Here is an 18,142-nt window from a genome sequence, read left to right as displayed (position 1 = left end):
GGTGTGCCCCAGGCCATGCTTTCAGGACTGCTTGGCACCGCCACCGATCTGCCAGACATAGGGCGGTTCACTGCCATTGACGTGCCAGTCGCCGATGATGCGTTCCTTGTAGATCACCGGGTTGTGCGAGGCGGCAGTACGGGCGTTGCGCCAGTGGCGATCGAGCTGTTTGGTGGTGCTGGTACCGGAGGCGCCGAGGGTGTTGAACAGGTCGCTGGTGGCACGCAGCACCCATTCGATGGCCGCCACCTGGGCCTGGGCCGATTCCAGTTCGGCGGCGATGTTGCCCTTGCGCTCGGCGTTCTCGTCATTGCCGAAACGCGCCAGGTAGGCTTGCTGCGCGGCCTCGCTGGCGCGCAGGGTGCCTGCCTCGGCGGCGTAGATCAGCCCGGAGGCCTTGCCGATAACCTGCAATACCTGTGGATCCTCGCTTACCGCTGCGCCATTGCCATGGCTGAACACGCGCGTGCGCTTGCTGGTTTCCTGGCTGAAGTCACGCACGGCGGCGCGGCCGGAACCGACGATGACGGCGAGCAGCACCAGTTGGTAGAAGGCCGTCTGGTATTTGAAGCGGGTGGCGAAGTCGATGATGTTCTCTTCCTCGACCACCGCGTTCTCGAACACCGAGGTGCCGCTGCCGGTGGTGCGCTGGCCAAAACCATCCCAGTCGTCGCTCTGGGTGATGCCGGGTTGGCGGGTACGGATCGCTGCGATCACGTCGCCACCGGTGTCGTCTCGGCGGGCGAACAGGTCGATCCAGTCGGAGAAGAGGCTGCCGGTGCTGTAGTACTTGGTGCCATTGACCACCCACTGATCACCCTGGCGCGACACCCGGGTGCTGACGTCGCCGATCTTCACTGCGCCCACCTCCGTCCAGGCGCAGCCCACCAGATCGCCGTCGACGAAGCGTTTGAACCAGACGTCCTGTGGGGTGCTGGCATGGGCGTTGAGGCGGTCCTCGACGAAAGCAAAATGCCCGCGCAGTGCCTGCGGCACATTGGAGTCGGCTTCGGCCAGTTCGATCAGCAGCTGGAACAACTGTGGCAGGGAAGCGCCGGCACCGCCCTGTTCGACGGGTACACGCACGGCGCCGAAGCCGGCGTCCTTGAGCCACTGGATGGGCTCATGGGGCAGGGTGCGGTTGCGCTCGCGTGCCACGCTGGATTCGGCGATGCGGGTAAAGATGGGGCGGAAGCGGGCGGCAAGGGATTCGTAGTGGGTACCGGTAGACAGGTGGGGCAGTGGGGCTTGGGCGGTCATCGCAGTTCTCCTCGATTGATGCGATTGCTGACGGCGATGCTCTCGCAAACTTCGTGCCTTGCAGTGAATGCCTTTTAAATCAATGGGTTGTGATCATTCTGGTGGGGCGGGCTGTTCGCTCGCCGACAGCTTGCTGAATGACTGTTGGTGGGCGGTCAATTGCGTTTTCCGGGGCAACTGTTGGCCGAGGGTCAGTGGTTCAACAGCTTGTTGGCCAAAAGACAGTTCAGGCTGCTAGCGCTAGCGTTCAAGTACCTGAATTTAAAGGTTTTTATGGATTGGCACGGTTGCTGCTGAAGCTTCCTCAGGTAATGCCCGCTGGGCAAGGAGGGATGAGCATGAACGCACGTGTTATCAGGGTCGTGGTAGTGTCCGGCAGCCTGCGGGCTCCATCACGCACCCATGGTCTGCTGCAGGCCCTGGTGGAGCGGCTGCCGGCCGTGTTGCCGAAGCTGGAGGTGCACTGGGTGCGCATCGCCGAACTGTCCGCCAGCCTGGCCGGTTCGCTGGAGCGCGATAGCGCCTCGGCTGACCTGCAACCGCATTTGCAGGCCATCGAGCAAGCCGACCTGCTACTGGTCGGCAGCCCGGTGTATCGCGCGTCCTACACCGGTTTGTTCAAGCACCTGTTCGACCTGGTCGATTACCAGTCGCTCAAGGGCGTGCCCGTGGTGCTTGCCGCCACCGGTGGTAGCGAGCGACATGCCTTGATGATCGATCACCAGTTGCGCCCGCTATTCGCTTTCTTCCAGGCCCACACCCTGCCGTACGGCCTGTACGCCAGTGTCGAGTCTTTCGACGATCAGCGCCTGGCTGACCCTGCGCAGTTCGAACGGATCGAGCGGGTACTCGATACCGTCGGCGCCTTCTTTCATATCCCGGTCGCCCGCGCGGCCTGACTTTCCGAGTTACAGGAGACATCGCCATGAGCCAACCGATCAAATTCGCCTACTGGGTTCCTAACGTCAGCGGTGGCCTCGTTGTCAGCAAGATCGAACAACGCACCAGCTGGGACATCGATTACAACCGCAAGCTGGCGCAGATTGCCGAGCGTTCCGGGTTCGAGTACGCGCTTTCGCAGATCCGCTTCACCGCCGGCTATGGCGCTGACAACCAGCACGAGTCGGTAACCATCAGCCACGCGCTGCTGGCCGCCACCGAAAAACTCAAGGTGATCGCCGCGATCCTGCCCGGACCCTGGACGCCGGTATTGGCAGCCAAGCAATTGGCAAGCATCGACCAGTTCACCGCGGGCCGCATCGCCATCAACGTGGTGTCCGGCTGGTTCAAGGGCGAGTTCCGCGCCATCGGCGAGCCATGGCTGGACCATGACGAGCGCTATCGCCGATCCGAGGAGTTCATTCGTGCCCTGAAGGGCATCTGGACCCAGGACAATTTCAGCTTCCACGGCGATTTCTACCGTTTCAACGACTACACCCTCAAGCCCAAGCCGCTGCAGCACCCGCACCCGGAAATCTTCCAGGGCGGGAGCTCGCGGGCCGCGCGCGACATGGCCTCGAGGGTCTCCGACTGGTACTTCACCAATGGCAACAGTGTCGAGGGCATCAAGACCCAGGTCGACGATATCCGCACCAAGGCAGCGGCCAACGGGCATTCGGTGAAGGTCGGGGTAAACGCTTTCATCATCGCCCGCGACACCGAGGAAGAGGCCCGCGCGGTGCTGGCAGAGATCATCGCCAAGGCCGACCCGGAGGCGGTCAACGGCTTTGGCAGTGAAGTCAAGAACGCCGGTGCGGCCAGCCCGGAAGGCGAGGGCAACTGGGCCAAGTCGACCTTCGAAGACCTGGTGCAGTACAACGACGGCTTCAAGACCAACCTGATCGGTACGCCACGGCAGATCGCCGAACGCATCGTCGCGCTCAAGGCGGTCGGCGTCGACCTGATCCTCTCCGGCTTCCTGCACTTCCAGGAAGAGGTCGAGTATTTCGGCAAGCATGTGTTGCCGCTGGTGCGCGAACTGGAGCAGGAGCAGCATGCCTCCCTCGCTGTGGCCTGAGGTGCGTGGCCATGCATGAGGCGCTCGCGGACAACCTGCCGGCCAGCTTGCTGGCCCGGGCACATCAACGTGGGGCGGACGTTGCGTTGCGCCACAAGCGTCTAGGCCTGTGGCAGGCGCGCAGCTGGGCGCAACTGCTGGCCGAGGTGCAGAGCCTGGCCACCGGGCTGCGCGAGGTCGGCTTCGCGGCCGGCGACAGCCTGCTGATCGTCAGCCGGCCGCGCCCTGAGGCGCTGCTGGCAAGCCTGGCGGCGCAGTGGCTGGGCGGCGTCGCGGCACTGCTCGACCCGCTGATGCCCGACGCGGAGCAACTGACGCTGTTGCGTGAACTGCAGGCCGGGTTCGTCTTTGCCGAAGGTCAGGAGGAGGTCGAGCGGGTGCTGGCGAGCGGTCATGTGCCGGCATTGCTGTTCTACGCCGATGGCCGTGGCCTGGCGGATTCCGGGTTGCCGAATTACGCTCGCCTGGCCGCGCAGTTGCCCGATCCTGCCTTGCCGGTGCAGGCGCAGAGCGAGCGCCCAGCGTTCAGCTTTCACCGGCTGGATGCCGATGGCCAACTTCAGCAGCACGGGCTCAGCCATGCCGAGGTGCTGGGCGAGGGGCGTCGGTTGGTCGAACAGGAGCGCCTGACGGCGGCCGAGGAAGCCTTGGCCTCCCGCAACTTCGCCACCAGCGGCCAGGCCCGCTACCTGCTGGCGCCTTGGCTGCTGGCAGGCTTTCGGATGAATTTTCCGGAGAGCCTGGCGACCCGCGACACCGACCGCCGTGAACTCGGCCCGACCCTGGTACTCGGCACCCACGACAGCTACGGCCGCCTGTATGTACTGGCTCAGCAGCGTCTACCGCTGCCGGGCAGCCTGCTGCGGCGCGGGCTGGACTGGGCGCTTGACGCGCGCGGTGGGTTGCTGCGCAACGGCCTTGGCCACGTGTTGCTGCGTCGGCCGCTGCGCGATGTGCTGGGCCTGAGCCGCACCCGGGTGCCGCTGCTGGTCGGTGAGGCCCTGCCGGGCGAGGTGCAGGCGTTCTTCGCCGCCCTTGGGGTGGCGCCGCGTATCTGGCGGGAGGCACCCCGCTGGCAGGCCGTGCGCAGCCCCCGTTCATCCCTCGCTGCTCGGTCGCAAGGCCGGGTTCAGCCCGTCTGAGGAGCGTTCATGTCGAACTTCCCGTTGCTGGAACTGGAGGGCATCAGCCTTTCGTTCAAGGGTGTGAAGGCCATCAGCGACATCGGCTTCAGCGTCGCCGAAGGCGAGATCTGTGCGCTGATCGGGCCCAATGGCGCGGGCAAGAGCTCGCTGCTGAACATCATCAATGGCGTCTACCGGGCGCAGCAGGGGCGTATTCGTTTTGCCGGGCAGCAGCGTCGGGTGATGCACCCACATGCAGCGGCACGCGACGGCATCGCTCGCACCTTCCAGAACATCGCGCTGTTCAAGGGCATGAGCGTGCTCGACAACGTGCTCACCGGGCGCAACCTCAAGCGCCGCAGTTCCTGGCTGGAGCAGGCGTTGCGCATCGGCCGCGCGCCGGGCGAGGACGATCGCCAACGCGCCGCCGCCGAGCGGGTCATCGAGTTTCTGCGCATCCAGCCGTGGCGTGACGAAATCGTTGGCACCTTGCCCTATGGCCTGCAGAAGCGGGTCGAGCTGGCCCGTGCGCTGGCCGCCGAGCCGCGCCTGCTGCTGCTCGACGAGCCGATGGCCGGGATGAATGCCGAGGAGAAGCGCGAAATGAGCCGCTTCATCGTCGAGATCAACCGTGAGTTCGGCATGACGGTGGTGCTGATCGAGCACGACATCGGCGTGGTCATGGGCATTTCCCACCATGTGGTGGTGCTCGATTACGGCCGCAAGATCGGCGACGGCTCCCCCGAGCAGGTTCGCCGCAACCCCGACGTGATCGCGGCCTATCTGGGTGTCCGCCCGGCGGCAGCTTCGGGGCTGTTCCCACACAGGAGCGCGACATGGCATTCTTTTTCGAAGTGCTGATCGGTGGCCTGCTGGCCGGGGTGATGTACTCCCTGGTGGCCATCGGTTTCGTACTGATCTACAAAGCCAGCGGTGTGTTCAACTTCGCCCAGGGGGCGATGGTACTGTTCGCCGCGCTGACCTTCGTCAGCCTGCTGGAGCGCGGCGTGCCGTTCTGGCTGTCCTTTCTCGTCACCCTGGCGACGATGATCGCCCTGGCGCTGCTGATCGAACGGGCGGTACTGCGGCCATTGGTGGGGCGTTCGCCGATTACCCTGTTCATGGCCACGCTCGGCCTGGCCTACATCATCGAGGGCGCCGCCCAGGCCCTGTGGGGCGCTCAGGTTCACGGCCTGGAGCTGGCCATCAGCGACGCGCCGCTGGAACTGGGTGGCTTGCTGCTGTCGCAGTTCGACCTGTTCGCCGCCGCAACGGCGGCGGCCCTGGTGGTGCTACTGTCCTTGCTGTTCAACCGCACACGCATCGGCCTGGCGCTGCGTGCGGTGGCTGACGATCCCCGCGCGGCGATGAGCGTCGGTATCCGCCTGCCGAGGGTGTGGGCGGTGGTCTGGGCGGTGGCCGGGTTCGTCGGGCTGGTCGCCGGGCTGCTCTGGGGCGCGCGCCTGGGGGTGCAGTTCTCGCTCTCGCTGGTGGTGCTCAAGGCCCTGCCGGTGCTGATCATCGGCGGCTTCACCTCGATCAGCGGGGCGATCGTCGGCGGCCTGATCATCGGCGCTTCGGAGAAGCTCGCCGAGGTGTACCTCGGGCCGCTCATCGGCGGCGGCATCGAAAACTGGTTTCCCTATGTGCTGGCCCTGCTGTTCCTGCTGGTGCGTCCGGCTGGGCTGTTCGGCGAGCGCGCCATCGAGCGAGTCTGAGGAGCGTCGATCATGCTGTATCGAGAAGCGGGCCAGTTCAGCGTGCGTTACGCCGACGACCGACGATTCTTTCGCCTGCGCCAGGATCGGCTGGGTCTGGCGGCCTTGGTCCTGTTCGCCTTCATCGGCGTGCCACTGCTGGGCAATGATTACTGGTTCAGTGCCATCCTGATCCCATTTCTACTGCTGTCGCTGGCCGGCCTAGGGCTGAACCTGCTGACCGGTTATGCCGGGCAACTGTCCCTGGGTTCGGCGGCGTTCATGGCAGTAGGTGCCTTCGCAGCCTATAATTTCGAGCTGCGCGTGGCGTGGCTGCCGCTGCTGGCCAGCCTGCTGCTCGGCGGCCTGGTGGCGGCGCTGGTGGCCGTGGTGTTCGGCCTGCCAAGCCTGCGCATCAAAGGCTTCTATCTGCTGGTGTCGACACTGGCGGCGCAGTTCTTCGTGCCATGGGCGCTGACCCGCTTCAGTTGGTTCAGCAACGACAGTGCCTCGGGGGTGATCAGCGCGCCGCCGCTGCTGATGGCCGGGTATGACTTTTCGTCGCCGGCCGGGCGCTACATGCTGACCCTGGCGGTGGTCAGCGCGCTGTTCTGGCTGGGCGCCAACCTGGTGCGCAGCGAGCTGGGGCGCAACTGGATGGCGGTGCGCGACATGGACACCGCCGCCGCAGTGATCGGCATCCCCCTGTTGAAGACCAAACTGCTGGCTTTTGCCATCAGCGGCTTCTACCTCGGCGTGGCCGGTTCGCTCTGGGCCTTCACCTACCTGGGCACGGTGGAGCCACACGGCTTCGACCTGAACCGCTCGTTCCAGATCCTGTTCATCATCATTATCGGCGGCCTGGGCAGCATCCTCGGGAACTTCCTCGGCGCCGCCTTCATCGTGCTGTTCCCGGTGCTGCTGTCGAACCTGGCCGGGTTGCTGCCGACCGGGCTGATTGATGCCGGACAGATAGAGAACCTACAGAAGATGGCCTTCGGCACGCTGATCATCATCTTCCTGATCAAGGAACCGGAGGGCCTGGCGCGCCTCTGGCAACGCTTTCGCGAGCGCACTCGGCGTTGGCCGTTGCGCCACTGAGCGAACCTTCGCACCGGGCTTCGCCCGCCTTATGTCACTGCCCACTGATTTGTAAAGGATAACCACGATGTCGACCCGATCCGTCCTCGGCCGCCTGGCGCTGGCCGTGAGCCTGGCGGCCGGTGCACTCAACGTGCACGCGGCCAACGAACAGTATTTCCCCCTGCAGAGCTACCGCGTTGGCCCCTATGCCGCAGGTGGCACCGGTTTCTTCGGTGGTTTTATCGATTACCTCAAGTACGTCAACGCCCAAGGCGGCGTGAATGGTGTCAAGCTGACCTGGAGCGAGTGCGAGACTGAGTACGTCGTGGAGAAGGGGGTGGAGTGCTACGAGCGCCTCAAGGGTGGGCTCAACGGCGCACCGGCTGCCGCCACCAATCCGCTGTCGGTGGGTATCGCGTATGCCACCCTGGAACGCTCCACGGCCGACAAGCTGCCGCTGATCACCATCAACCATGGGCGTACCGACTCCACCGATGGCAGCGTGTTCCCTTACGTCTTCCCGCTGCAGCTCAATCCCTATTCCGAGGTATCGGCCATCGTCAACTGGATCGCACAGCAGGCAGGCGGCGAGCAGGGCCTCAAGGGCAAGAAGATCGTCACGCTCTTTCACGGTTCGCCCTATGGCAAGGAAACCAACGAGGTGCTGCAGGCCCTGGCGGACAAGTACGGGTTCGAGTTGACCCTGCTGGAGGTGCCGCACCCCGGCAACGAGCAACAATCGCAGTGGCTGAACATCCGCCGCCTGAAGCCGGACTGGGTCATCCTGCGCGGCTGGGGCGTGATGAACCCGGTGGCGCTGAAGACTGCGCAGAAGGTCGGTTTCCCTGCCGACCGTATCATCGGCAATATCTGGAGCAACTCCGAGGAAGACGCGGCGCCTGCCGGTGCCGCGGCCAAGGGCTTCATCGCCATCACCACGCATCCGTCCGGTACCGACTTCCCGGTGCTGCAGGGCATCGAACAGGCGGTGGTGGACAAGGGCCAAGGCGACCTGGCCGATCCGAAGCGCTTCGGCACCGTGTACTACAACCTCGGCGTGGTCAACGGCATCCTCAACGTCGAGGCATTGCGTCTGGCTCAGGAGAAGTTCGGCAGGCAACCGCTGAGTGGCGAGCAGGTGCGTTGGGGCTTCGAACACCTGAACCTGGACGATACCCGCCTGCAGGCACTCGGTGCCAAGGGGCTGGTGCAGCCGCTGAAACTGTCCTGCTCCGACCATGAAGGCGGTGGTGCGGTGCGCTTCCAGCAGTGGGACGGGCAGAAGTGGAAACTGATCAGCGACTGGGTACAGGCCGACCGCGCGTTTTTGCGGCCGATCATCGAGGCCTCGTCGCATCAATATGCCAAAGAGAAGGGTATCACCCCGCGTGATTGCAGCCAGGAAGGCTGATCGCGCGGGCAGGGCCGGTGGCGTCCCCCCGGCCTGTCTTCAGCCCTGCGCAGTTCGGGCGCCGCCGCGCACCAGGCCCACACCGGCTCAAAGGTTGGGGGCTGCTTCCAGTCTGTTGCGATTGCCGCCATTTGGCGCGGCCATGCGCTTCTGTCCTTCGCAACCCTCCTCGCGCAGTTGGCAAGGGGGGGCAATCGTTCGTGGCGGCCTCTCAGATTGATAGTTGTATCGCCCGCTCAGGGCGCATCTGGGGCTCTGGCCGGCGCCGATTGACCACCAGTTCGCCGATGGCAATCAGTCGGGCGCGGGTGATGTTGCGGCTCAGACCCAGCAGACTGGCCGTGTGCACCTGGTTGCAGTGGCAGAAACGATAGGCACTGCGTAGCAGGGTGTCCTCGACCTTCTCGTGCAGGCTGCCGGCCTGCTCCTCGAACAGGCGCTGAAAGGCGCGCAGCAACTGCTCTTCGGCGCTTTCGGCGGTGCTCACCGGCGACTTGTCCTGGCGCTCGATGCGCAGGTGCGACAGGCGCAGGTCGTCGTCCTGCACCAGGCCATTGCGGCACACCAGCAGGGTGTGGTGGATGACGTTTTCCAGCTCGCGGATGTTGCCGGGCCAGTCGTAGCTCACCAGCTTGCGTTCGGCCTCGGGGGACAGGCGCACTTCGCCGTAACCCAGGCGGTTGCAGTAGGTCTTGATGAAGTGTCGGGTCAGCGGCAGGATGTCGCCCGGGCGTTCTCGCAGCGGGTAGAGTTGCAGGCTGACCACGTTGAGGCGGTAGTACAGGTCTTCGCGGAAGTTGCCGGCAGCGATGGCCTTGTCCAGTTGCACGTTGGTGGCGGCGACCACGCGCACGTCGATGGGGATGCTCTTGCGCGAGCCCAGGCGCACCACTTCACGCTCTTGCAGCACGCGCAACAGCTTGACCTGGATGGCCATGGGCAGGTCGCCGATTTCGTCGAGGAACAGTGTGCCGCCGTTGCCCTCCTCGAACCAGCCGGCCTTGGCCGCCAGGGCGCCGGTGAAGGCGCCTTTCTCGTGGCCGAACAGCTCGGCTTCCACCAGCGACTCCGAAAAGGCGCCACAGTTCACCGCGACGAAGGGGCCGTTGCGCCGTCCGCTGAGGTTGTGTATGTGGCGTGCGACCAGCTCCTTGCCCGTGCCGGTCTCGCCGATGATCAGGACGCTGGCCTCGCTGGGGGCGACCTGTTGCAGGTGGGCGAGCAGCGCCTGCGATCTAGCGTCTTCGAAGACCTGTGCGGTCGCCCGGATCGAGGTGGCCAGTGACGGCGAAGGGGGGAGGGTCAGCAACTGCATGGCGATTCCTATGAGTAGAAAGATGGGGTGGGTCGCGTCTGGCTCAGTGCCCACTCACCCAGCTCGTGGAGTTTGTAGTCCAGCGGGTCGTGCAGGCTCTGGGTACGCAGGTTGCGCCAGTAGCGATCGAGGCGCAGCGAGGCGTGGGTCGCGCGTGCGCCAGTGACCTCGAACAGGCGGTTGCAGATGTCCAGGCCAGTGCGTGCCGCCGCCACCTTGGCCGTGGCGATGGCCAGCGCCAGTTGCGCACGCTCTTCGGCGCCGAGCGCGTGCTCCTTGTGCCAGGCCGCGTCGAGTTGCGTAGCGGCGCGCTCCACCAGCAGGCGCACGCCTTCCAGACCGACCCAGAACTCGCCGTAGTGGCGCAGGATGTAAGGGTCTTCGCTGACATGTCGGGCTTTGGAGCGGAACCACGGGCGGCCTTCCTTCAACGTGTAATGGCGAGCCTCTTCCAGAGCGCCTTCGGTGATACCAAGGAATACGTTGGCGAAATGCAACTGGGCGATCAGCGGGCGCAGGCTGGCGAAGGGTGTGCTCAGCGGGCCGGGGTCGAGAAGCATCTCGTTCTCTTCGACGCGCACGCGCTCGAAAGTAGCGCTGCCGCTGTCGGTCTGGCGCTGGCCCATGTTGTTCCAGTCATCATGCAGTGTGATACCGGTCCGGCCGCTGGGGATGGCAGCGATCAGCAGCTTGCCGCCAGCACTTTCATCGACCGCCGAGGCAATCAGCATTTCCGAGTCGCTGGCGCCTGAGCAGAAACTCTTCTTGCCGGAAAACTCGTACCAACCGTCGAAGCGTGTGAGTACGGTGCGGCTGTCCAGGGGGTTGAGCGCATTGCCCCAGAACCAGTTCTTGCGCGCGGTCTGCTCGAACCAGGGTTGCCACTGATCGCGGCGGGAGAACAGGCGTACGGTAGCCAGCATCAGGTGCTGAAAGCCGAAGACGTGGGCGATGGAACTGTCGACCCGGGCGAATTCGCGCACCACCTCCAGGGTTTCGCTCCAGCTAGCGCCGAGGCCGCCGAACTGGGTGGGTATGCTCAGCGCCAACAAGCCGCTCTGGCGGATAGCGTCGCGCTGGGCCTTGGGTGTGCCGCCGGCCTCGTCACGCTCGACGGCGGTTTCGGCGAACGCCGTCGCAAGGCGACGTGCAGTCTGCAAGGGGCTGAGCACGGCAGGTCGTAGAGGGGTTGTCACTCGGCATTCCTCGCTGGCGGGTGGGGAGGGCGGATTGGGGGGCGTTTCATAGCGGCTCCTCAGGCAAATTGCTCAGCACATGCGCTTGGCGGTGGAAGAGGGCTGCGGTGCGTTCTGCGGCTAGCGGGATGCGGGCCTGCAGAGGCTGGAAGAAACTGAACAGCGGGTGCAGCTGCAACAGCACTTGGGATTGGCCGGAGGTAGGCAATGACGTTGGCATCAGAAACTTCAACCCTCCAGCACGGTTACCCCGATTCATCGCGGGTCTGATGAAAGTATAAAAGTCGATTCATATCTCTAAAAATAATAAAAAATAATATTTATATTCCCGTATGGAATACTTAGTCATTGCAAATGCAATGGCAGCACAAAGGCTGCCAAAGCTTTCGTTCACGAAGACCGCAGGCGTGTTCTTCGCTGTTTCCCACACAACAGCAGCCATGCAACGTTGCTGCCTCCTCAACACCATGCTGTCATGGCAAAAACCCGTCTCGCGCTTGAGTACGCGGGGTTTGGCCGATTGGCATGGAGTCTGCTTCGTTGCCCTGGAATCCATTGAACTCCGGGGGCGACGTGATCGCTGATAAATATCCACTGATTGCCAACGACCCTTTGGAAACCCCTGCGCGGATCAGCGCAGACTCCCTTGGCTCTGCATCGATTCCTGGTATCGCGCTGGAATTTCGTGCGATCACCAAACGTTACGAGGGGAGCCGGTCAGGCTCCAGCAACGCGGTTGAGCAAGTGAACCTCGCGGTGCGGCGCGGCGAAGTGCTTTGCTTGATGGGTACATCCGGCAGCGGCAAGTCGACTTTGCTGCGCCACGTCAACCGGTTGATAGAACCGAGCAGCGGCGAGGTGCTCATCGACGGTGAGGTCCTGAGCGACTTGACGCAGCCTGCGCTGCGCCAACTGCGGTCGCAGCGCATCGGCATGGTGTTCCAGCATTTCGGTTTACTGCCGCATCGAAGCGTGCTCGACAACGTGGCCTTGCCACTGGGATTGCGCGGTGAGCCGGAGCGTACACGACGCGCAGCGGCACAACGGCAGTTGCAGGCGGTGGGGCTGAAAGCGTGGGGCGAGTGTTTTCCCCACGAGTTGTCTGGTGACATGCAGCAACGGGTCGGGCTTGCGCGAGCATCCACCCACCGCTGGGTCATCTGGCTGTTGCCTATGGCCGGCTTTGCGGCGGGGCTGGTTTATCACCTGATCGGCAAGCCGGTGAACGCGGCAATAACCTACTGATCGACGAGATTCACGGCCCGACGAAAACTGTTCCGCTGCGCAGGGTACCTCTGGTGCTTGCGGGTACGGTGACACCCCATTTCTGGAACTCTCGTGCTGTTTCAAGCCATCGATTTTGTCATCTTACGATTCCTCTCCAAGCCCCATTGAGCTGCATAAATCAAAGGTTTCAGGGTGCGTCGGGATTTCCCACAAAAAGCACTGATGGCACGTTGACTCTCCCCTTAGGGGGAGACTTTAGACTCCCGGCCCTCGATAGATCTGGCCTGAAAACAGCTTTTTTGGCCCGATGACTTTATTCATTCAATGCGGCTTTTGTAGGGAAACAATCAATGAATAATCCGTTGGAACTGGACAGCGTTATCAGCAGTACACAGGAGATTCTTGCGCAGTTGCTGGTGTTGGACAGGGGCGACGTGACAGAGCACAGCAGTATCGTTGACGACCTCAGCGCCGACTCGCTGGACATCGTCGACCTGAGCTTCCAGCTGGGCCGTCAGTACGGTTGCACCTTGCCGAAAACCAGCGTGCTGGATCACGCGGTAGCGGTGTTCGGCGACGCCACCCGGTTTATCGAAAAAGGCCGAATCACGCAGGACGGCGTGGCCTTGCTGGAGCAGAGCCTCAGCGCTTATGCGCCGGGCCAGCTGCACGTGGGCATGCAGCCGGGCGATGTCTTCTCGGCCACCACCGTGCGGAACTGGGCGCAGCAATGCCATAACGTGTTCAACCACCTCCCCGAAACCTGCCCTGAGTGTGGCGCGGCTCATGCCCAACTCAATGAACGCCAACAAGTGGTGTGTGGCGGTTGCAGTGCTCGCCTGACCCCTCTGGACGGTGACTCGATCTCGCGTCTGCTGGTTGAGCAGTACGCGGCCGCCCAGTTGAAGGCTTCGGCGTAGGGGGTGGCTTGATGCAGGCCCGAGAGGTTCTGGTCACCGGCTATGGACTGGTGGCTCCCACGGCACTGGATGCGGCCTCGCTGTTCACGACGATCAGCGAAAACCGTTCCTGCATTGGCCAGCACCCGGCGTTTGTCGAACTGGGGTTTGCGAACCCGGCGGCCGGATTTATCGATGAGCAACAATGGCAGGTCATCGCGGCGGCCTTTCCGGGCGACCTGCAGACCACCTCCCGCCAGGAATGGCTGGCGCATTACGTGGCCCGTCAGGCGCTGGCCCATGCCGGGTTGGCCGACGGCGCTTTTGCCCGAGTCGCCAGCGGTATTTTCGTCGGGGCCAACAAACATTGCGTGAGCGGTGATTTGCGGGACGCCAGCCGTTACATGGACGATCAGGGGCGGGTCGATCTCGACCAGTTCCTGGATAACCACACCCTCAGCGGTGGGGCGTTTGCCCGGCGGGTTGATCAGCAAACCTGCCATCTCGCCGAATGGCTGGGTGTACGTGACCATATCTCCACACATTCCGATGCCTGTGCCGCCGGCACCATGGCCATCGGCAGCGCCTATCGAGCGATCGCCCGTGGCGAGATCGACCTGGCGTTGTGTGGCGCGGTGGAGTTGATGGCCCATGAATTGTCCTACTACAGCTTTGATGGGCTGGGCGCACTCTGCCAGCGCTTGGACTTTTCCCCACCAGAACAGAGCCGGCCGTTCATGCCGGACCGCTGCGGTTTTGTGCTGAGCGAAGGGGCGGCGCTGTTGGTGCTGGAATCCCGCGAGCATGCCGAGCGTCGTCAGGCCTGTTCGCTGGGCCGGGTGCTGGGTTACGCGAATCTGTGCGAGGCAGAGAAAATCACCTCCAGCAGCCGCGACGGCAGCAAGTATGCCGCCTGCATGACGGCCGCCCTGGCCGATGCCGAACTGACCAGTGCGGCTGTGGACCATGTGAATGTTCACGGTACGTCGACACAGGCCAATGACCGTTGTGAGGCCCTGGGCCTGGCGCAGGTCTTCGGCGAAACCCTGGAGCAGATGACGTTCACTGCCAACAAGTCTGCCGTAGGGCATTCGTTGGCCGGCAGCGGTGCCATTGAGGCGGTGCTGTCGTTGATGAGCATTCAGTTGGGCGTGGCCTTGCCGACCCTCAATTTTCAGCCGGAAAAATCCGAATTTCCGGCGTTGAAATTCCTTTGTGAACCGTTGCAGCAACCGATCAATGTCGTGCTTTCCAACTCCTTCGGGTTTGGTGGCGTGAACAGTTCGTTGGTGCTGGGCAGGGCATGACATGACCAGATCCAATTCAACCGCTGTTTATATCACTGCTGCGTCGGTACTCAACGCCGCCGGTACTGAATGTGCGCCTCGTGACAGTCAACCTCAGGCCGCGCAACCGCTGGATTTCGACCCGGCACGTCTGGCCCATTGTGTTGCAGCGCCCGCCTTGCCGGCGGGTGTGTACGACCGCAAACTGTCCCGCAGCCTCGAGCCTCAGGGCGCGCGCCTGCTGTATTGCGCCGGCCGTCTCGCCGAGACCTTGCGTGGGCTGGAACTGCCCGACGAGCGGATCGCATTGACCGCTGCCATTCCGGAAGTGGATGGCCCCAGCTCGTGCTGGGATGCAGTGCAGGCCATTGGTGCACAACCGGCAGATCTGTTGGCGCAATTCTTTGCCCACACACCGCCGCTGCATGCGCTGATGATGCTCAACAGCAGCGTCATGGCCCACGCGGCTGAGGCCTTGCGTTGCAAGGGGCCCATGGGCGGTTTTTGCTCCCAGGGCAATGCGGGGCTGGATGCTTTGATGGAGGCCGCTGCCCATCTGAGCGAAGGCCGTGCCGATGCTGCCGTGGTCGTCAGCAGCAGTCCGAACATCACCCCCGCGTTGTACCTGCGTGACGCTACTCACCCACCTGTGAACCCCGGCCCGTGGGTTTTCGGCGAAGGTGCTGCGGCACTGTTGCTGACGACCAACCCAGGCAGCGGTGCTCGATCTGCGTTGCGTATTGCCGGGTTTGCCCGGGGTTACAGCGCGCAACCCGAGCGTGGACTGGCGGTTGGTCGCGATGTCATCGAGCGTGCTTTGAGCAATGAAAAACTGTGCCTCAGCGATGTCGGGCAAGTCGTCGCCGATGCACAGGATCCGCAGATTGCCGCGTTGTTTACCCTATCGGGGCACACCCTCGAACACTCCAAGGCGTTGCTAGGTGACTTGGGCGCCAGCGCCTTGCTCAGCGAAATCGCTGTGACCTGGGCACTGGATTCCAGCCGTTACACGCTGTTGCTCGAACATAGCCGAGGCGGGCATTGGGGCGCGGTGCTGCTGGCCAGAACGTCGTCGGACACAGAGACAATGGAGAGTTACCCATGAGCCCCACACGGATCGTGATCACGGGCATGGGCGCCGTCACCGGCTTCGGTTTCGAGTGGCAGTCCATGTGGCAAAGCATGTTGGCCGGCGAGCATTGCATTCGACCATGGCAACCGGAAGGCGTCGAGGCGGGTGCGTTCCCCGTGCGTTACGCAGCGCCCGTGGATATGGGCTTGATGCCGGCACACTTGAAAGACCATCCGGCCTGGGGATTGTCGCTGGAAAAACGCACCCGCTTGGGTTGGGTCGCGGCCACCCAAGCCATTGCCGATAGTGGTCTGAGCCCCGAACAGTTGCGTGGCGCGGCGGTATTGTCAGCGTCCGGCGCACCTGCTCATCGTTTGCAGGACATGCTGCTCAGCCTGGCGGATAACCCGGCGCAGGCGCCGTCCTGGGCTCAATTGATGGCGCGACAGGCGCAGGTCGATCCTGACAGTTCACTGTGTCAGAGCAACGACCGCCTTGCGCGGGTGATTGCCGATGGCATCGGCAGTGAAGGCCCGGTGATCAATATCAGCAGCGCCTGCGCGGGAGCGTCCCAGGCCATCGGCAATGCATTCCAGATGATCCGTCGCGGCGAGGTCGAGCTGGCCATTGCCGGGGGCGCCGATTCGGTGCTTAGCCTGGACACCATGACCGCGCTGTATCTGCTCGGCGCCGCCAGCAGCGAACAGCGTTGGGGCACCGAACTGTGTCGGCCGTTCGACCGCCATCGCAGTGGCTTGATTGCGGGTGAAGGCGGTGGTTTTGTCGTGCTCGAAACCCTCGAACGGGCGCTCGTCCGAGGGGCAACGCCGTACGCCGAAGTGCTGGGTTTCGGCAGCAGCCTGGATGCCTACAAAATCACCGCCCCCGACCCGCAGGGCCGTGGCGCGGTGCTGGCGATGCAGGCGGCCCTGACGGATGCCGGGCTGGCGCCGCAACAGGTCGACCTGATCAATGCCCACGGTACCTCGACACCCCTCAACGATGCCGCCGAAACCCTGGCGATCAAGACCCTGTTCGCCGAGCGCGAACATTATCGGCGGTTGCTGGTGACGGCCAACAAATCCCAGTTCGGCCACCTGATTGCGGCCGCCGGAGCACCGGAGTTCATGCTCACGGCCCTGGCCTGCCGGGATGATCGGGTCACGCCGACCCTGAACCTGCAGGATGCCGACGAACAATGCGACCTCGACTACTGCGCCCTTCAAGCGGTCAAGCGCAAGGTCGACGTTGCCCTGAGCAACTCCTTCGGTTTCGGCGGCCTCAACACTTCACTGGCGCTGGGCAAGTACCGGGAGGCGCCGCGATGAAACAGGCGGTCGCGATTGCCGGTGCGGGTTGCGTGTTGCCCAGCGGTTGGGGTGTCGAGCCTTTCTGGGCGGCCGCAACCGAAGGGCGCAGTGCAATTACGGCGCTGAACGCCCGACGGTTCAGCAGCGAACGCGTGGTGGCGTTCGGGCAAATTCAGGATCAGGACCACCAACGCAGCCGACAAGACCTTGCGCAAAACCTTCAGCGTTACTGCACGCCGGCAGTGATCTGGGGTGTCAGCGCGGTACGTCAGGCGTTGGAAGAAGCCGGCCTGGCCGATGAGCCGCCGGATGTCCGTTTCGGTTTGTATTGCTGTCAGGGCGGCTACACCCATCCGTCTCTGGAATCCTATGCCGAGTTGTTGCTCGGCTGTCGGCAGGACGGCGTCGCCGACATGGCGGCGTTCGCCAAACGGATCCTGCAAGACCGTGCCCAGGACCCTTTTCTGGTGCTCAAAGGCTTGAGCAACTGCTTGCTGGGTGTCACCAGCCTGGCGCTGAAACTGGTGGGTGAGTGCAACGCCTATATGCAAGGTGTCGCCGGCAACCTGGCAGCCTTGCGTGAGGCTACGGCCGCTTTGCAGGCTGGCCGCATTGACGCGGCAATCGTTGTCGGTGCGGGCAGCGAGCTGGATGCCCTGGCGCTGTCCGGGTTGGTCCAGGCGGGTGTCATCAGTGCCAATGGCTCTAACACGCTGCTGCCGTTTGACCTTCGGGGCACCGGCGGCATTGCCGGGGAGGGCGCGGCAGCATTGGTGCTGCGCCGGCGCGAAGACCTGCCGGCCGGTCCTCAGGCGTGCCTCGCCGACATGACGGCCCATGCCACCCTCGGTCGCTTGAGCCTGCCCGACAGCCCAACCGATGTGTTGGTGTGCAGCGGCACCGGCGATGCGCACAAAGACCGCGTGTTGTGCCAGACGCTGGCCCTTGCGCGCGCCTCGCACATCACCAGCGGGTTGGCGATCAACGGCATTCTCAGCGCGGCGCCGAGCCTGGTGGATCTGATGCTGGCGCGTTGCGCATTGCAGGCCCAAAGCGTGCCGCCGATTGCCGGTTTGCAGCAACCAGTGGCGAACCTGCCGTTTATCCAGGGCGCGCCTCACGCCGCGAGCCTTGCGCATTGCCTGGTGCTGAACCGCGACGACAACGGATTCAGCGCCGCCTATCAAGTGCTCTACAGCGCAAAGGTCACTCAGGACTGCCGCTGACTACCGCCTCTTTTTTACT

Annotated in this window: 16 protein-coding genes; 13 read left to right on the top strand and 3 right to left on the bottom strand. The window is 63.7% G+C overall.

All coding sequences use genetic code 11. The features are described 5' to 3' along the window. Positions 1–21: 21 nt before the first annotated feature. The gene (locus tag ACTJJN_RS06130; RefSeq protein ID WP_088512273.1) at positions 22–1,260 is read right to left on the bottom strand and encodes an acyl-CoA dehydrogenase family protein; all 1,239 of its coding nucleotides are present in this window, start codon (positions 1,258–1,260) and stop codon (positions 22–24) included. A 338-nt stretch (positions 1,261–1,598) separates the two neighbouring features. Here ACTJJN_RS06130 and msuE point away from each other — a divergent pair, with 338 nt between their 5' ends. The 7 genes from msuE (at position 1,599) to ACTJJN_RS06095 (ending at position 8,592) form a co-directional block, all read left to right on the top strand. Further along, entirely contained in the window at positions 1,599–2,159 is a 561-nt protein-coding gene (msuE, locus tag ACTJJN_RS06125; protein ID WP_003253975.1) for an FMN reductase, read from the top strand. Between the two features lie 26 nt (positions 2,160–2,185). Then, entirely contained in the window at positions 2,186–3,277 is a 1,092-nt protein-coding gene (gene sfnG / locus ACTJJN_RS06120; protein ID WP_003253974.1) for a dimethylsulfone monooxygenase SfnG, read from the top strand. Positions 3,278–3,288: 11 nt separating this feature from the next. Then, a complete protein-coding gene (locus ACTJJN_RS06115) occupies positions 3,289–4,419 on the top strand; it encodes an AMP-binding protein (RefSeq protein ID WP_088512542.1) in 1,131 nt (376 codons plus the stop codon). Positions 4,420–4,428: 9 nt separating this feature from the next. Continuing rightward, entirely contained in the window at positions 4,429–5,262 is an 834-nt protein-coding gene (locus ACTJJN_RS06110; protein ID WP_012052699.1) for an ABC transporter ATP-binding protein, read from the top strand. Next, on the top strand, positions 5,238–6,119 hold the full coding sequence (locus ACTJJN_RS06105) for a branched-chain amino acid ABC transporter permease (RefSeq protein WP_012052698.1): 882 nt from the start codon (positions 5,238–5,240) through the stop codon (positions 6,117–6,119). The genes ACTJJN_RS06110 and ACTJJN_RS06105 overlap by 25 nt, the downstream gene beginning before the upstream one ends. A 12-nt stretch (positions 6,120–6,131) precedes the next feature. Further along, complete coding sequence (locus ACTJJN_RS06100; RefSeq protein ID WP_012052697.1) at positions 6,132–7,199, top strand: branched-chain amino acid ABC transporter permease; 1,068 nt, start codon at positions 6,132–6,134, stop codon at positions 7,197–7,199. Positions 7,200–7,266: 67 nt separating this feature from the next. Further along, positions 7,267–8,592, top strand: a complete 1,326-nt coding sequence (locus ACTJJN_RS06095) for an ABC transporter substrate-binding protein (RefSeq protein ID WP_012052696.1) — start codon at positions 7,267–7,269, stop codon at positions 8,590–8,592. A 211-nt stretch (positions 8,593–8,803) separates the two neighbouring features. On the opposite strand, the gene ACTJJN_RS06090 is transcribed toward ACTJJN_RS06095, so the two are convergent. After that, positions 8,804–9,907, bottom strand: a complete 1,104-nt coding sequence (locus ACTJJN_RS06090; protein WP_003253968.1) for a sigma-54 interaction domain-containing protein — start codon at positions 9,905–9,907, stop codon at positions 8,804–8,806. Between the two features lie 8 nt (positions 9,908–9,915). Next, positions 9,916–11,103, bottom strand: coding sequence for an acyl-CoA dehydrogenase family protein (locus ACTJJN_RS06085; RefSeq protein ID WP_004576530.1), 1,188 nt, complete (start codon positions 11,101–11,103; stop codon positions 9,916–9,918). Between the two features lie 573 nt (positions 11,104–11,676). Here ACTJJN_RS06085 and ACTJJN_RS06080 point away from each other — a divergent pair. From ACTJJN_RS06080 to ACTJJN_RS06055, 6 genes are all read left to right on the top strand, one after another. Continuing rightward, positions 11,677–12,348, top strand: coding sequence for an ATP-binding cassette domain-containing protein (locus ACTJJN_RS06080; protein ID WP_440781111.1), 672 nt, complete (start codon positions 11,677–11,679; stop codon positions 12,346–12,348). A 332-nt stretch (positions 12,349–12,680) separates the two neighbouring features. Next, on the top strand, positions 12,681–13,250 hold the full coding sequence (locus ACTJJN_RS06075) for an acyl carrier protein (protein ID WP_033726736.1): 570 nt from the start codon (positions 12,681–12,683) through the stop codon (positions 13,248–13,250). Between the two features lie 11 nt (positions 13,251–13,261). Next, positions 13,262–14,536, top strand: a complete 1,275-nt coding sequence (locus ACTJJN_RS06070) for a beta-ketoacyl-[acyl-carrier-protein] synthase family protein (protein WP_088512271.1) — start codon at positions 13,262–13,264, stop codon at positions 14,534–14,536. Between the two features lie 169 nt (positions 14,537–14,705). Beyond that, positions 14,706–15,620, top strand: coding sequence for a beta-ketoacyl synthase (locus tag ACTJJN_RS06065; RefSeq protein WP_440781139.1), 915 nt, complete (start codon positions 14,706–14,708; stop codon positions 15,618–15,620). Then, a complete protein-coding gene (locus ACTJJN_RS06060; protein WP_440781109.1) occupies positions 15,617–16,915 on the top strand; it encodes a beta-ketoacyl-[acyl-carrier-protein] synthase family protein in 1,299 nt (432 codons plus the stop codon). The genes ACTJJN_RS06065 and ACTJJN_RS06060 overlap by 4 nt, the downstream gene beginning before the upstream one ends. After that, entirely contained in the window at positions 16,912–18,123 is a 1,212-nt protein-coding gene (locus ACTJJN_RS06055; protein WP_440781107.1) for a beta-ketoacyl synthase N-terminal-like domain-containing protein, read from the top strand. The genes ACTJJN_RS06060 and ACTJJN_RS06055 overlap by 4 nt, the downstream gene beginning before the upstream one ends. The last annotated feature ends 19 nt before the right edge of the window (positions 18,124–18,142 follow it).

This window comes from Pseudomonas sp. 22515, from assembly GCF_052044625.1.
GTDB classification, from domain to species: domain Bacteria; phylum Pseudomonadota; class Gammaproteobacteria; order Pseudomonadales; family Pseudomonadaceae; genus Aquipseudomonas; species Aquipseudomonas alloputida.
The sequence above is the reverse complement of the archived record's forward strand: the minus strand, read 5'-3'. Positions and strand labels throughout refer to the sequence as shown.